This is a genomic window from Methylophilaceae bacterium, from assembly GCA_018398995.1.
In the GTDB taxonomy this organism is placed as follows: domain Bacteria; phylum Pseudomonadota; class Gammaproteobacteria; order Burkholderiales; family Methylophilaceae.
Genome location: CP073759.1, coordinates 94,285 through 108,730, shown reverse-complemented (window position 1 = coordinate 108,730; position 14,446 = coordinate 94,285). Strand labels below are relative to the sequence as shown.

Sequence of the window (14,446 nt, the reverse complement as noted above, 5' to 3'; positions counted from 1 at the left end):
CAAGGATATGATGATGTGGACAACACCCGTAGTAACAGAAATGCGTTTTGGCTTTGAAGTTACGATGTATGTAATGAATAAGTAATCTATTTTCTAAAGACCGTGAAGTGAGGCGGTCTTTTTTGTTTTTAATTTTATTAGTCAAAGAAACCAATGTATATACACGTATTAGGCTCAGGCGCTGGTGGTGGATTTCCTCAGTGGAATTGTAATTGCGAGAACTGTAAAGGTGTTCGCGCCGGCACAATCAAAGCTTCGCCACGCACACAATCATCCATTGCAGTTAGTGCCAACGGTACTGATTGGATATTATTTAATGCTTCACCAGATATCAAGAAACAACTCGACAGTTTTCCAGGTTTTCAACCCGCCCGCATGGTGCGTGACACTGCGATTACAGCGATTGTGATAACAGATGCACAAATCGATCATGTGACTGGTTTATTAACGCTACGTGAACATAATAAGCCTTGGGATATCTATTGTACGGATGCTGTTAAAGAAGACTTAACAACTGGATTCCCTGTTTTTAATATTTTGGGGCATTTCCGGGGGATTAATAATCACGAAATTGCGACGGATCAATCCATATTCACCATTCCAACTGCCGAAGGTATTGAGTTTACTGCTGTACCATTGCTGAGTAATGCGCCACCTTATTCACCACATCGAGACAATACTGTGCCTGGTGACAATATCGGTATGCTGATTAAAGATACGCGCACAGGTAAAAGTCTATTTTATGCGCCCGGCTTGGGCGTAGCTGAACCGCATGTGTTGGATTATATGCGTAACGCAGATTGTATTTTAGTAGATGGCACTGTTTGGACCGATGATGAAATGTCTAAAGAAGGCATAAGTAATAAGCGCGCCAGCGAAATGGGTCACCTAGATCAATCTAGTGACGGCGGCATTATGAGTATTTTAAATGCTATGCAAAAACCAAGAAAAATTTTGATTCATATCAATAACACCAATCCGATTCTGAATGAAGATTCACCGCAGCGAGCAACATTAAATGCAGCAGGCATTGAATTAGCTTACGACGGTATGGACATTACACTTTAGGAGAATCAACAATGACTGAAACTAACAACAACCTACAACCTTGGTCACGTGAAGAGTTTGAAGAGAAGCTGCGTGAAAAAGGCAGAGGCTATCATATTTATCATCCTTTTCATGTGATGATGTATGAAGGCAAACTCACGAAAGAGCAATTGCAAAGCTGGGTGGCTAATCGTTTTTATTATCAAATTGCCATTCCAATGAAAGATGGCGCAATATTATCAAATTGCCCAGATGTTGAAGTGCGTAAACAATGGATTGTGCGTATTACCGACCATGATGGTATCGATGGTGCAATGGGTGGCATTGAAGCGTGGATTGAACTGGGTAAAGCCGTAGGATTGACACGCGAGCAAGTGACTAGTTTAGAGATGGTAAGTCCTGGTGTGCGTTTTGCAGTAGATGCCTACATCAATTTTGCTAAACAACGTCCATGGCAAGAAAGTATTTGTTCTAGCTTGACTGAGTTGTTTGCACCGCATATTCATCAGCAGCGTATCAGTTCATGGCCTAGTATGTATCCATGGATAGATGAAACGGGTTTAATCTACTTTAAAAAACGGTTAACAGAAGCTCGTCGTGATGTAGAGCAGGGTTTGGATGTGACGCTGAATTACTTTAGTACTTCTCGTGAAATGCAATTGAGAGCGTTAGAAATTTTGCAGTTTAAGTTGAATGTTCTGTGGGTTATTGCAGACTCAATTATGTTGGCATCTACAACGATAACGACAGAAGGACGCGCCTATAATCGTCAGCCTGTCATTCATTTTAATTAAAAGAAAAGCAAATTGATGGAAAACAATATTAAACATACTGACATTTATGACATTGCTTTGCATCACCGCTTTCAGTGGGAAGAAGCACAAAATAGTTATGTCATTTTATTTCCAGAAGGTATGGTGAAATTACATGGCGGTGCTGGAGAAGTAATTAAGCGTGTTAATGGAAAAGCAACAGTTGGTGAGATTGTCAGTGAATTAAAAGCGGCATTTCCAGATGCAGAAAATATCGAGGCAGACATCATTGGGATGTTTGACATGGCAGTAGGTAAAGCTTGGTTACGTCAAGTTAACTAAGGACTTAGGAGTAACACATGACACAAAATTCATTAGGTGAATCAGCGGTACAAAAAACAGTGCAAGCACAAGCTAAAAACAATGGTGTGGCTGCCAATATTACGCAAACACAACCATTATGGCTACTTGCAGAAGTCACATACCGTTGTCCTTTGCATTGTGCATTCTGTTATAACCCTACCGATTATGATAAGCATACACAAAATGAGCTTTCTACTGAACAGTGGATAAAAGCCTTGCGTGATGCCAGAAAAATGGGCGCTATTCAATTAGGTATTTCAGGTGGCGAGCCGTTATTGCGCGATGATATCGAAGATATTGTGATTGAGGCGAAAAAACTCGGTTATTACAGCAACTTAATTACCTCAGGCGTTGGGTTAACTGAAAAACGGATTCAGGCATTTAAAGAGGGTGGTTTGGATCATATCCAGCTTTCTATGCATGATATTACCGAAGAAATTAATAACTTTATTACTAATACGAAAACCTTTGAGCTCAAGAAAAAAGTGGCTGCTATGATTAAAAATCATGGATATCCGATGGTATTGAATGTAGTGATACACCGTTATAACATTGGCCACATGAAAGAAATTTTGGAAATGGCTGAGGCCTTGGGTGCAGATTATATTGAGTTGGCAAACACCCAATATTATGGTTGGTCTTTGGTTAATCGTAGTCAACTCATGCCGCTTAAAGAGCAAGTGGAAGAGGCAGAAAGAATTACCAACGAATTTAGAGAAAAAGCTGGCAGTAAGATGAAAATATTTTTTGTGGTGCCAGATTATTTTGGCGATAGACCCAAAAAATGTATGAATGGCTGGGGCGAAGTTTTCATGATTGTCACTGCAAATGGTGACGTATTGCCTTGCCATTCTGCTCGCGTATTGCCTAATATGGAATTTCCAAACGTTCGCGATCAAGGCTTGGAATATGCCTGGAAGGAAAGTCCTGCATTTAATAAGTATCGTGGTGATGATTGGATGAAAGAGCCATGCCGTAGTTGCCCAGAAAAAGAGAATGATTTAGGCGGTTGTCGTTGTCAGGCGTTTTTACTTTCTGGTGATGCAGAAAGTGCAGATCCTGTTTGTTCGCTTTCACCCAATCATTATCTGATAGAAAAAGCGATTGAGGATTCAAAAAATCCAGTGTTATCTGAGCAACCTATTATCTTTAGAACGGATAAAAACTCTAAGAAATATGTGGCTGGCGACAAAGAGCGTGTTGAAGATTTTCATGCGCTACCTTAAACATTAAAACGTTATAATCAAAGGCGCAGAAACTGCGCCTTTTTTCATACTAAAAGAAGTTATTTTGAAAGCACACTCAATATTTTTAGCTTATGCACTCGCGGCACTGGCAGCATTGGCTCCTTTTGCAATTGACACCTATTTGCCCGCTTTTCATGTCATAGGCGAGGCGCTTGGTGCCACTGACTTGCAAATTCAACAAAGTCTGACTTTTTATTTGCTACCCTATGCGGCCATGACTTTATGGCATGGTGCAATATCAGATGCCATTGGACGGATTACCACCATTAAATGGGGGTTAGGTATTTTTGTATTGGCTAGCATTGGCTGTGCATTGGCGCCTAATGTTGAGACACTATGGTTTTTTAGAGCCATGCAGGGGGTAAGTGGCGGGGCAGGGAACACCGTTGCGCGCGCAATGGTAAGAGACTTGTTTGAAGGTCCGCAGGCGCAACGTGTCATGGCTACAGTGCAAATGCTATTTGGTATTGCCCCTGCAGTAGCACCCATTATTGGCGGGATTTTATTGGGGATAAACTGGCAGTTTATTTTTATATTTCTCGCTATTTATGCAAGTTTTAGTTTGTGGGCAGCTGTGAAATTTTTGCCTGAAACGATGCCACCAGAAAAGCGATTGACACTTTCTGTAAACAACATAATAGCGAGTTACAAGATTATCTTTAGCGATAGAGAGTACATGAAGCTGATCATTGCAATAGGTGCCAATTTTTCAGGCTTCTTTCTATACGTATTAGCAAGCCCAGTTTTTTTAACCAAGCATCTACATTTATCACCACAACAATATGGCTATCTATTTATTCCTACTGTGATTGGTATGATTGCTGGATCATACTTAGCTAAACGTCTAGCGGGCGAGTGGCCATCAGATAGGGTTGTGAAATTAGCATATGCGTGGATGATCTCTATTGCTTTGCTCAATGTTATTCTTTGCCTCACCCAGTCAGCTAGTTCTGTTATAAATATTGTACCAATTGCACTGTATAACATCGGAATGGCGGTATGTATGCCTATTCTTTCGCTAGCAGCATTGGATAGGCATGCTAAGATTCGCGGGACAGCCTCTTCAGGGCAGGCGTTTATGCAAATGTTGTTATCGACTGTTTCAGCTGGCATAGTTGTGCCATTTGTTTGGTATGCACCATCAGGATTAGCGATGGCAATGTTAGGGTATGTGTTAGTTGGTTTATCTGTTATTACAATGACTCGCTTGTGGCAAAAAAGCCATTTGAAATAGCTGATTAAACGTCAGTCATTGCTTGCCAGCTCAAATAAACACGACAATCAAATTCAAGTTGATGGTAGTTTGGTTCCATATGTTCACATAATTGATAAAAGGCTTTGTTGTGATCCCGCTCTTTCATGTGCGCCAGTTCATGCACCACGATCATCCGCAAAAATGCTTCTGGCATCTTTTTGAATAAATCAGAGATACGAATTTCTTTTTTGGTTGTCAGTTTCCCACCTTGTACACGAGAAATAGACGTATTTAAGCCAAATGCATGTTGCTGCATGGTTAAACGGCTATCATAAGTTACCTTAGCCAGTGCAGAGACATTACGCATATAACGTTGTTTAATGTCATTGCAATACACAAATAGCGCTTTGCTTGTTTGAATAGCATGTGATCGCGGATAACGAGAATCAAAATAGTCCTCAAGTTTATTTTGTGCTTGAAGCTGTCGAACTTGTTCTTGTAATGCTAAAGAGTAGTGTTGGATATAATGAAATTCTGACATGATAAAAATAATCAAATAAAAAAAATAAGCAATCAGCGTGATGTCATCAACTGTTTCTAAAGCGACGACAAGCGCACAATATCATTATCAAATATTAAAAGATAGTATCAGCAAAGCTCGCTTCTATTCTGACTTTTCGGCGCTACAACACTATCAATATTTAAAACCATTAATACTGTACTAATGCGATAAAAATCAGTAGGATTTAACCAAATGATTACCCATAGTATCGCAATTCTATTTTTTCGTTAATGTAATCACTTCAATTTCAAGTAATACGTGCAGGATGCATATGATAAAAAATAAATTACTTTGGCTTGTATTCATCACTAGCACCAACGCTCAGGCGGGAGGGTTTGCCTTAATGACGCAAAATGCCAGCGGAATGGGAAATGCCTACGCTGGCGCAGCAGCTGAGGCAGAAGATGCAAGCACTATCTTTTTTAATCCGGCAGGTATGACTTATATAGACGGCACTCAAATGGTGGGTGCCATACATCTGATTAACCCTAGTATAGCGTTTCATGATAAAGGTTCATTGGGTGCAACAGGCGATCAAGGCCCTAATGCAGGTAGTTTGGCATTGATACCAAACTTTTATATCATGACCGAGCTAACACCTGCTATTAAACTAGGCCTTGGTGTGAGTGTGCCATTTGGGCTTACAACGGAATATGATGATCATTGGATAGGGCGTTTTCAGGCCAATAAATCAGAGCTTAAAACGGTTAATATCAATCCTTCCATTGCTTTTAAAGTGAATGATCAGCTTTCTTTCGGATTAGGTCTTTCTGCAATGCGTGCGGAAGCAACATTGACGCGATCCGTTAATTTTGGTCTTGCGGGTGAAGGAAATGTGAAGGTTGAGGGTGATGACTGGGGTTTTGGTTTTAATTTGGGCGCAATTTATCAAGCAACAACAGACACCCGTATTGGATTTGCTTATCGCTCGAATGTGAAACAAAAGCTTGAAGGTAAAGCAAGCTTTATACGACCCGCACTTGTTCCTAATGCAGGCGCTGCTGCTGATGGCAACGTCATTGCAAACATTGATTTGCCCGAGACTTTGTCAGCAAGTATATTTAGTCACATCAATGCTAAATGGGACGTGATGGCAGATATAACATGGACCCGATGGAGCCGTTTTCAAGCGTTGCGCATTTTGAGAGATAACGGATCGACTTTGTCGGTGACGCCAGAAAACTGGGAAAATACGCTACGCTATGCTATGGGTGTTAATTATCGCTATAGCGACACTGTTAAATTACGTGCTGGATTAGCTTATGATGAAGAAGCAAACAGTGATGCATTTCGTTCGGCTCGTACGCCAGCTAATGATAGGACATGGTTGACTTTAGGTGCAGGCTGGCAACTATCGCCAGCATCAACAATGGATATTGGTTATGCACATTTGTTTATGCGTAATGCCCGAATTGATAATAATCAATTAGATAGCGGCAATGGAAGGCTAATTGGTGAGTTTCAAGGAAGTGTCGATATACTGAGTTTGCAATATACGCATCTTTTTTAATCGTTTAATCGCACGATTCTAAATAAAAAAAGAGACGCAATGTCTCTTTTTTTAATGACTATTATGTATTACTCAATTAGCAAATCTAATTTTCCTGGTACGCCATTCATCGCATCTGCATCTTCTAATGGCTCTTTGCGCGCAGAAATAATGGGCCAAGTCTTAGCCAGGCGGGCATTTAACTCAATAAAATGCTGTTGATCTGCTGGCACATCATCTTCAGCGAAAATTGCCTCTGCTGGGCACTCTGCAACACACAGTGTGCAATCAATACAGTCATCAGGATTAATCGCTAAGAAATTTGGGCCTTCTACAAAACAGTCGACAGGGCAAACATCTACACAATCAGTATATTTACATTGAATACAATTTTCGGTGACTACATACGTCATTTTTCATTCCTTTTGTTAATCTTTTGTCATTTTAATCTAATTTTCGCTTTATACAATCATGCCTGCACCAACCGTGCTATTCGTACTTTCATCAATCACAATAAACGCGCCAGTGGCACGATTGGTTTTATAGCTGTCTATCATTAATGGTTGTGCAAGTTTGAAGCTTAAACGGGCAATATCATTCATTTTTAAATCATTGGTTTGCTGTTCTTCTAATGTATTCACATCCACTTTATAATGAATCGCACCAATTTTAGCTTTCGACTCACGTGTTGTATGGCGCACGATATAAGTACGCGCTGTAGACAGTGGCGTTTCGCCCAGCCAGCATACAAATGCTTCAATTTGCTTGACGGGCTCTGTTGCTTCATTGCTTTTTACAATCATATCGCCACGAGAAGTATCAATTTCATCTTCTAATAGCAATGTAATACTTTGTTCAGTGATCGCGCTTTGTAGTTGCTTATCGCCAAGCTGAATTGCTTTTACAGTTGATTGATAGCCATTTGGCAATACAGTCACTGCATCACCGACTGCAATTTCACCAGATTCTATCCTGCCCATAAAGCCTCTAAAATCATGTAAATCGGCATCGGCACTTGCATGCGGACGACAAACAAATTGCACAGGGAAACGGAACTGTTCGGATTGTTCAGTGTGTGCGGCAGGTGCTTTTTCTAGCATTTCTAATAGCGTTTCACCCTGATACCAAGACATATTATCCAAACGATCAACCAGCATATCTCCATTGAGTGCTGACATCGGAATAAAGCGAATATCACGTGCACCAGCCAAGCCAATTTCTTTTGCAAACTGGGTATAGTCTGCACAAATCTTGTCATAAACGTCTTGACTGTAATCAACCAAATCCATTTTATTAACAGCAACCACAATATGCGGAATACCAACCAAATGGGCTAAGTAGCTATGGCGACGTGTTTGCGTTAATACACCTCTGCGGGCATCAATCAAAATAATCGCAAGGTTTGCTGTCGATGCTGCTGTCACCATATTACGCGTATATTGTTCATGCCCAGGCGCATCGGCGATGATATATTTACGTGTGCCAGTACTAAAATAACGATAGGCGACATCAATCGTAATGCCTTGCTCACGTTCTGCTTGTAAGCCATCGGTGAGTAATGACAAGTCAACTGCCGCCATACCACGTTTTTTAGAGGTGTTAGAAATATTGGTCATGGTGTCGGCAAGGATGGTTTTGCTATCAAATAGCAAACGCCCAATCAGGGTGCTTTTTCCGTCATCCACACTACCACATGTCATAAACCGTAATAAAGAGTCGTTGTGCTGCATGGTATCTGCTTGGTTGTTATCTTGGTGTATTGTAGTCATTAGAAATAACCCTCTTTCTTACGTAGCTCCATAGAGGCATCAGAGGTTTGGTCATCCAAACGCGTTGCCCCGCGTTCAGTAATCGTGGTTGTAGCGGTTTCAATCACAATTTTCGCAGTAGTATCGGCATCAGAATAAACGGGAGCAGTACATGTAATATCGCCAACCGTTCTAAAGCGCACTTGTTTGCTAACAATTTGTTCGCCAGCTTTAGGTTTGTTAATGATTTCTCCACTTGCCAGTGGCACATTAGCTGGAATAATGTCGCCATTGCGGAGAATCACATCACGTTGATGCGCAAAGTAAATGCTGGGCAATTCTAATTGTTCGCGTTCAATATATTGCCATACATCCATCTCGGTCCAATTGGAAATGGGAAAAGCACGGATATTTTCGCCCTTATGTGAGCGTGCATTGTATAAATTCCATAGTTCAGGACGCTGATTTTTCGGATCCCATTGACCAAACTCATCACGAAAACTCATGATGCGCTCTTTGGCTCTCGCTTTTTCTTCATCACGCCTTGCGCCACCAATGCAGCAATCAAATCCAAATTCCTCAATGGCTTCTAATAAAGTCACTGATTGATGTTTATTACGTGGCTCATCTGGGTGCTTGAGCACTATTGTGCCGCGTGCCATCGAATCTTCTAATGAGCGCACAATCAATCTTTCGCCAATTTCTGCTACGCGGCGGTCGCGAAAATCAATCACTTCTTGGTAATTGTGACCGGTATCAATATGCATTAAAGGGAAGGGAAAGCGGCCTGGTCTAAACGCTTTTTCTGCTAAACGCACAATACAAAGTGAATCTTTGCCACCAGAGAATAGAAGCACAGGATTACTGCATTGACCTGCCACTTCACGCAAGATATGAATGGCTTCAGCTTCTAGCCAATCTAAATGAGATAATGTTTTTTTAGTCATATTATTCAATATTTTATTGTATATATTTAATTTAAATTCTTATTTCTTTACATGCAGTCCGCACTCTTTGCTATTGGGGTCTTCCCACCACCAACGGCCAGCACGAACATCTTCGCCCATCGCTACCGCGCGCGTGCAAGGTGCACAACCAATGCTTGGATAAAACTGATCATGAAGCGCGTTGTAAGGCACTTCATACATACGAATATAAGCCCAAACTTCTTGCTCAGTCCAATCGCTCAATGGATTAAACTTTTCCAGCTGGTTGCCTTCATCAAAAGCGCGTATTGGCAAGCTGGTACGCGTAGCCGCTTGTTCTGCGCGCATACCAGTCACCCAGGCGCCTTTATTGTTTAATGCACGTTTGAGCGGCTCTACTTTACGCATAAAGCAGCATGCCTTACGTAATTCAACACTCTCATAAAAAGCGTTAATACCTTTGGTTCTCACATAATCTTCTACCGCATCATGCTTGGGAAAAAACACAACAGGTTTTATTTGGTATGTTTTTTCCACTTCATCCATCAACGTGTAGGTTTCGGCAGGCAATCGACCTGTATCGAGTGAAAAAATTTCTATCGCCAACTGTTCTTTGGCAATCATATCAGTCAGCACCATGTCTTCCGCGCCATAGCTATTGGCAAAGGTGATGGCAGCAAACTCACTGCTAGCCGATTTCAACAAAGCCAGCACCTGTTCACGTTTTGCCATGACACGTTGTTTTAAGGCATCTGTTAACTCAGGCGATGTTGCAGGGTTATTTGCTAATGGCTTAAGCATGGTCACGCCGAATGTCATTAGCGACTCAATCTGCGCCAGACTGGCACATCATCCACAGCGCCTTGGTAGGGCTGTGTGAAGTCATTTAAGCTTGCAATCGCCTCTTCGGCATTGCGACCTTCTTTGATTAAATAACTATCAAAACCAGAGCGTTTTAAGAAAAATAATTGGTCACGCATAATGTCGCCAATTGCACGTAACTCATTTTTAAAACCGTAGCGTGTGCGTAATAAATTGCCTAATGTAAAGTTGCGACCATCCGCAAAAATCGGCACATCAATAGCAATGATAGGCAAGCTATTTATATCATCAAATGCCGCTACTAAATTTTCGATTGGCTCATGCGTTTGAAGTACAATTCCAATATCACCAGCCGCTAAACGAGCGACCAAGTGCTCTTTTTTTGCTAGCCAAATTGTCAAAGGCACCAGTATTTTTCCTGATGCTGGGATTTCAGTTGCATCAATTTGCTTTTGGGTAAAGGTTTCTTCGCCATGCAATTTAAACATAACCACTTTACCAGCTTGCTTTCTCACCGGCTCATCACCAAAAATAGGCGGTTTTACGATTGTCCATTCATTGGGTGCAATTTGATTGCCTTTAATTAACTGGCTCATGCTGTTGCCTCTACTTTCTCAGCATAAACATGTGCTTTAAAAGGCTCTAGCCCCAAGCGTCTCACGGTATCAATAAAACGTTCTTCAGGTGTACGCTCTTTTACATACACATCAATTAGCTTTTGTATCACGCTTGGCATTTCTTCGGCTGAGAAAGAAGGGCCAATCACATTGCCTAAGCTGGCATCGTTACCTTGCTTGCCACCAATAGACACTTGATACCATTCAGTATCACCTTTATCAACGCCCAAAATGCCAATGTGACCAATATGATGATGCCCGCAAGCATTCATACAGCCTGAAATATTAATTTCAATATCACCAATATCATGTAAATAATCTAAATTATCAAATTGCGCTTGAATAGATGTTGCAATTGGGATGCTTTTTGCGTTGGCTAAGCTACAAAAGTCGCCACCAGGACAACAAATAATATCGGTTAATAAGCCAATATTTGGCGTTGCTAAACCGGCAGCGCGCGCTTTTTCCCACACCGCATACAAATCGCTCAATTTAACATCAGCCAAAATTAAATTTTGTTCATGAGAAACGCGTAGCTCACCAAAGCTATAAGCATCGGCCAAATCAGCCACCGTATGCATTTGTGCACTAGATGCATCGCCCGGTGCTTCGCCATGCTTTTTGAGAGACAATGTAACGGCGCGGTAGCCTGCTATTTTATGCGAATGTACACAACGTTTTACCCATGCAGCAAAGGCAGGATTACTGGCAAGCTGAGTATCAAAACTTGCATCGTTAGCTGGCAAAACTTCGTAAGGCATCGGCTCAAAATAAGCAGAAACACGATCAAATTCCGCCTGTGTAATGGTGAGTGGACCATCTTTTGTGTGTGCCCATTCAGCCTCTACTTGTTCTTTAAAAGCTTCGATACCAATCGCCTTGACTAAAATCTTAATTCGCGCCTTGTAAGAGTTATCACGACGGCCATGAATATTATAGGTGCGGATAATCGCCTCACAATAGCTCAAGACATGCTGCCATTCTAGATTGTCATGAATAACGCTGCCCAAAATTGGCGTGCGACCTAAACCACCACCAACCCATACTTTAATGCGCAGTTCGTTGTTTTCATTTTTAAAAAACTCCAAACCAATATCATGCATTTGCACGACTGCGCGATCGTTTTTTGTACCTGAAACAGCAATTTTAAATTTACGTGGCAATAAAGCGAATTCAGGATGGAAAGTACTCCATTGTCGAATAATTTCAGCCATTGCTCGCGGGTCAAACAGCTCATCAGGCGCCACGCCAGCAAATTGGTCTGTTGTGATATTGCGAATACAATTACCCGAAGTTTGTATGGCATGCATTTCAACAGTAGCTAGCTCAGCCAAAATATCAGGCACATCCTCTAATTTAGGCCAGTTTAACTGCAAGTTTTGACGTGTGCTAAAGTGACCGTAATCTTTATCGTATTTTTTGGCGATGTCACCCAGTTTGCGTAATTGACGGCTTGACAGTAAGCCATAAGGGATTGCAATGCGTAGCATTGGCGCTAGGCGTTGAATATACAAACCATTTTGTAAACGGATAGGTCGAAATTCTTCTTCAGTTAATTCGCCAGCCAAATAGCGGCGGGTTTGGTCGCGGTATTGGGTTACGCGTTCATTTACCAGTTGTTGATCAATTTTGTCGTATTTATACATGGTTTTTGCTACTTAAAGTTAGCCCTCTATTTTAATCTAAAACGCCTTTTTTAATAAGGCTTTGTGTAAATTTTTGTGTTAGCTTTTTCGATAATTAAGCTGTTTTAATGCAATGATGATACAGAGCGACGCCAGCCCAATGGCAACATGCATATGCGGGAAAGCAAGCTTTTGTCCCACATAAACCAAAATCAGTGCTAATAATAATCGAATCCAATGTTCTGCCACTTTTGCACTTAAATGGCTGCCCAACCAAATGCCTGGGATAGACCCAATTAATAATGTGCCGAGTAATGTGTAATCAACCGTACCCAAGCTAACATGACCCAAGCCTGCGACAAGTGTGAGTGGCACAGCATGAGCGACATCGGTTCCAACAATTTTGGTGATAGATACCTTAGGATACAACATTAATAAAGCAGTGACACCCAGGGCGCCTGCGCCAACAGACGTTAATGTGACCAAAAACCCCAAGAGGATGCCCAATAATACAGTCAGCGTTGCTGCATATTGGGGGTTAATCCAATGGCCGTTTTTAGAAAAGCTTGCTAGTTGATTGCGGAAAATAACAGAAAGTGCCGTCAACATCAGTGCAATACCAAGCCAAAACTTTATGGTTTGTACAGCGCCATCAGAAGAAATATCGATATTGGCCAGTAAAGTAGTTGTGATAATGGACGCAGGTACGCTGCCGTATGCCAATAGCCTGACAATGCGCCAATCAATGTTGCCGAGCTTGCCATGGGCAATAATGCCAGCCGATTTGGTGATTGCAGCATAAAGCAAATCGGTACCAACGGCGACAGCAGCGGGTTGATGAAAGAACAGCAACAGGATAGGCGTCATTAACGAGCCGCCACCAACCCCGGTGAGTCCCACCAGCAGCCCTACAACAAAGCCAGCTAAAATGTGAAAAATATCCATACTTGTTTAGCGTAAATTCGATTTTTTTGATGATAGGCGCGTAATATAGCAGTTTTTTATATAATCATTTAATATTATTTAATTATTAATTTATGTTATTTTGTTATATAGCAAAGGTATGCATAATTGTAGGCATCTATAAGGGCATGATATGAAATTACACCAACTAAAATATGTACATGAAGTGGCGCGACAAGGACTAAGCGTTTCTGCGGCTGCTGAGGCTTTGCATACATCACAACCTGGGGTGAGTAAGCAAATTCAATTGTTTGAAGAAGAGTTAAACCTGCAAATTTTTCAACGCAATGGCAAGCGCCTAACAGGTATTACTGAACCAGGTAAACAAATTTTAAAACTTGCTGCCAATGTGATGTTTGAGTTAGAAAACATTAAGCGGGTGGGCGATGAATTTAGTCAAGTTGAAACAGGTATGCTGACCATTGCAACAACGCATACGCAAGCACGTTATAAATTACCAACGGCTATTCAACAGTTTATGCAAACATACCCGCAAGTGAAGTTAAATATTCATCAAGGCAATCCAACGCAAGTGACAGACTGGGTGGCGACAGGAGAAGCGGATATTGGCATTGCAACTGAATCGATTAGCCAAGAAGGGCGGTTGGTATGCTTGCCATGCTATGAGTGGAATCGTAGTGTTGTGGTGCCGAAAGGCCATGATTTAGAAAAGGTTACTCAGTTAAGTTTGGATAATATTGCGAGTTATCCTTTGATTACTTATGATTTTGCGTTTACTGGTAGTACCACAGTATCGAAAGTGTTTCATGATGCTGGTGTTATACCAAACGTCGTGCTCACGGCAATTGATGCCGATGTTATTAAAACCTACGTCAATTTAGGTTTGGGCATTGGTTTAATTGCCAACATGGCGTTTGATGATAAGCGCGATGAACAGCTGGTTCGTCTCGATTGTAGCCATCTCTTTCCGCAAAGCACCACTTTTTTGGGCATGCGTAAAGATACTTTTATGCGTGGTTATCTCTATGACTTCATTACGATGCTATCGCCACAATTTAATCGGGCTACCATTGATGAAGTATTTAAAATAACAAGATAGAATGATAAGGGCATTGTTGATAAGGAGTAG

General features: G+C 41.4%; 16 protein-coding genes. 8 read left to right on the top strand and 8 right to left on the bottom strand.

Going from position 1 to position 14,446, the window contains the following annotated elements; translation table 11 throughout:
• The first annotated feature begins 13 nt into the window (after nucleotides 1-13).
• The 6 genes from pqqA to KFB94_00565 all read left to right on the top strand — a co-directional run bounded on the left by pqqA (nucleotide 14) and on the right by KFB94_00565 (nucleotide 4,643).
• On the top strand, nucleotides 14-85 hold the full coding sequence (gene pqqA / locus KFB94_00590) for a pyrroloquinoline quinone precursor peptide PqqA (GenBank protein ID QVL46504.1): 72 nt from the start codon (nucleotides 14-16) through the stop codon (nucleotides 83-85).
• Nucleotides 86-153: 68 nt separating this feature from the next.
• Complete coding sequence (gene pqqB, locus KFB94_00585) at nucleotides 154-1,068, top strand: pyrroloquinoline quinone biosynthesis protein PqqB (protein QVL45661.1); 915 nt, start codon at nucleotides 154-156, stop codon at nucleotides 1,066-1,068.
• Nucleotides 1,069-1,079: 11 nt separating this feature from the next.
• Nucleotides 1,080-1,841 carry a pyrroloquinoline-quinone synthase PqqC gene (pqqC, locus tag KFB94_00580; GenBank protein QVL45660.1) on the top strand — a complete coding sequence of 254 codons (762 nt, stop codon included), beginning with the start codon at nucleotides 1,080-1,082 and terminating at the stop codon, nucleotides 1,839-1,841.
• A 15-nt stretch (nucleotides 1,842-1,856) separates the two neighbouring features.
• Complete coding sequence (gene pqqD / locus KFB94_00575) at nucleotides 1,857-2,141, top strand: pyrroloquinoline quinone biosynthesis peptide chaperone PqqD (protein QVL45659.1); 285 nt, start codon at nucleotides 1,857-1,859, stop codon at nucleotides 2,139-2,141.
• Between the two features lie 17 nt (nucleotides 2,142-2,158).
• The gene (pqqE, locus tag KFB94_00570; protein QVL45658.1) at nucleotides 2,159-3,388 is read left to right on the top strand and encodes a pyrroloquinoline quinone biosynthesis protein PqqE; all 1,230 of its coding nucleotides are present in this window, start codon (nucleotides 2,159-2,161) and stop codon (nucleotides 3,386-3,388) included.
• 61 nt (nucleotides 3,389-3,449) lie between these two features.
• Nucleotides 3,450-4,643: a multidrug effflux MFS transporter gene (locus KFB94_00565; GenBank protein QVL46503.1), complete on the top strand. Its 1,194-nt coding sequence runs from the start codon at nucleotides 3,450-3,452 to the stop codon at nucleotides 4,641-4,643.
• A gap of 4 nt (nucleotides 4,644-4,647) precedes the next feature.
• Here KFB94_00565 and KFB94_00560 read toward each other — a convergent pair whose 3' ends face one another.
• On the bottom strand, nucleotides 4,648-5,145 hold the full coding sequence (locus KFB94_00560; protein ID QVL45657.1) for a M48 family metallopeptidase: 498 nt from the start codon (nucleotides 5,143-5,145) through the stop codon (nucleotides 4,648-4,650).
• Between the two features lie 292 nt (nucleotides 5,146-5,437).
• Between KFB94_00560 and KFB94_00555 the strand changes: the two genes are divergently transcribed.
• Nucleotides 5,438-6,676 (top strand): outer membrane protein transport protein, encoded by a 1,239-nt coding sequence (locus KFB94_00555; GenBank protein QVL45656.1) that lies wholly within the window; start codon nucleotides 5,438-5,440, stop codon nucleotides 6,674-6,676.
• Between the two features lie 68 nt (nucleotides 6,677-6,744).
• On the opposite strand, the gene KFB94_00550 is transcribed toward KFB94_00555, so the two are convergent.
• The 7 genes from KFB94_00550 to KFB94_00520 all read right to left on the bottom strand — a co-directional run bounded on the left by KFB94_00550 (nucleotide 6,745) and on the right by KFB94_00520 (nucleotide 13,338).
• A complete protein-coding gene (locus KFB94_00550) occupies nucleotides 6,745-7,068 on the bottom strand; it encodes a ferredoxin family protein (GenBank protein ID QVL45655.1) in 324 nt (107 codons plus the stop codon).
• Between the two features lie 48 nt (nucleotides 7,069-7,116).
• Complete coding sequence (locus KFB94_00545) at nucleotides 7,117-8,355, bottom strand: sulfate adenylyltransferase (protein QVL46502.1); 1,239 nt, start codon at nucleotides 8,353-8,355, stop codon at nucleotides 7,117-7,119.
• Nucleotides 8,356-8,423: 68 nt separating this feature from the next.
• Nucleotides 8,424-9,350: a sulfate adenylyltransferase subunit CysD gene (gene cysD / locus KFB94_00540; GenBank protein QVL45654.1), complete on the bottom strand. Its 927-nt coding sequence runs from the start codon at nucleotides 9,348-9,350 to the stop codon at nucleotides 8,424-8,426.
• Nucleotides 9,351-9,389: 39 nt separating this feature from the next.
• On the bottom strand, nucleotides 9,390-10,148 hold the full coding sequence (locus KFB94_00535) for a phosphoadenylyl-sulfate reductase (GenBank protein ID QVL45653.1): 759 nt from the start codon (nucleotides 10,146-10,148) through the stop codon (nucleotides 9,390-9,392).
• On the bottom strand, nucleotides 10,148-10,747 hold the full coding sequence (locus tag KFB94_00530) for a DUF934 domain-containing protein (protein QVL45652.1): 600 nt from the start codon (nucleotides 10,745-10,747) through the stop codon (nucleotides 10,148-10,150). The genes KFB94_00535 and KFB94_00530 overlap by 1 nt, the downstream gene beginning before the upstream one ends.
• Nucleotides 10,744-12,414, bottom strand: a complete 1,671-nt coding sequence (locus KFB94_00525) for a nitrite/sulfite reductase (protein QVL45651.1) — start codon at nucleotides 12,412-12,414, stop codon at nucleotides 10,744-10,746. Before KFB94_00525 ends, KFB94_00530 begins: the two co-directional genes overlap by 4 nt.
• 78 nt (nucleotides 12,415-12,492) lie before the next feature.
• Nucleotides 12,493-13,338, bottom strand: coding sequence for a sulfite exporter TauE/SafE family protein (locus KFB94_00520; GenBank protein QVL45650.1), 846 nt, complete (start codon nucleotides 13,336-13,338; stop codon nucleotides 12,493-12,495).
• A 151-nt stretch (nucleotides 13,339-13,489) separates the two neighbouring features.
• On the opposite strand from KFB94_00520, the gene KFB94_00515 reads away from it, so the two are divergent.
• Nucleotides 13,490-14,416, top strand: coding sequence for a CysB family HTH-type transcriptional regulator (locus KFB94_00515; protein QVL45649.1), 927 nt, complete (start codon nucleotides 13,490-13,492; stop codon nucleotides 14,414-14,416).
• Nucleotides 14,417-14,446 lie beyond the last annotated feature (30 nt).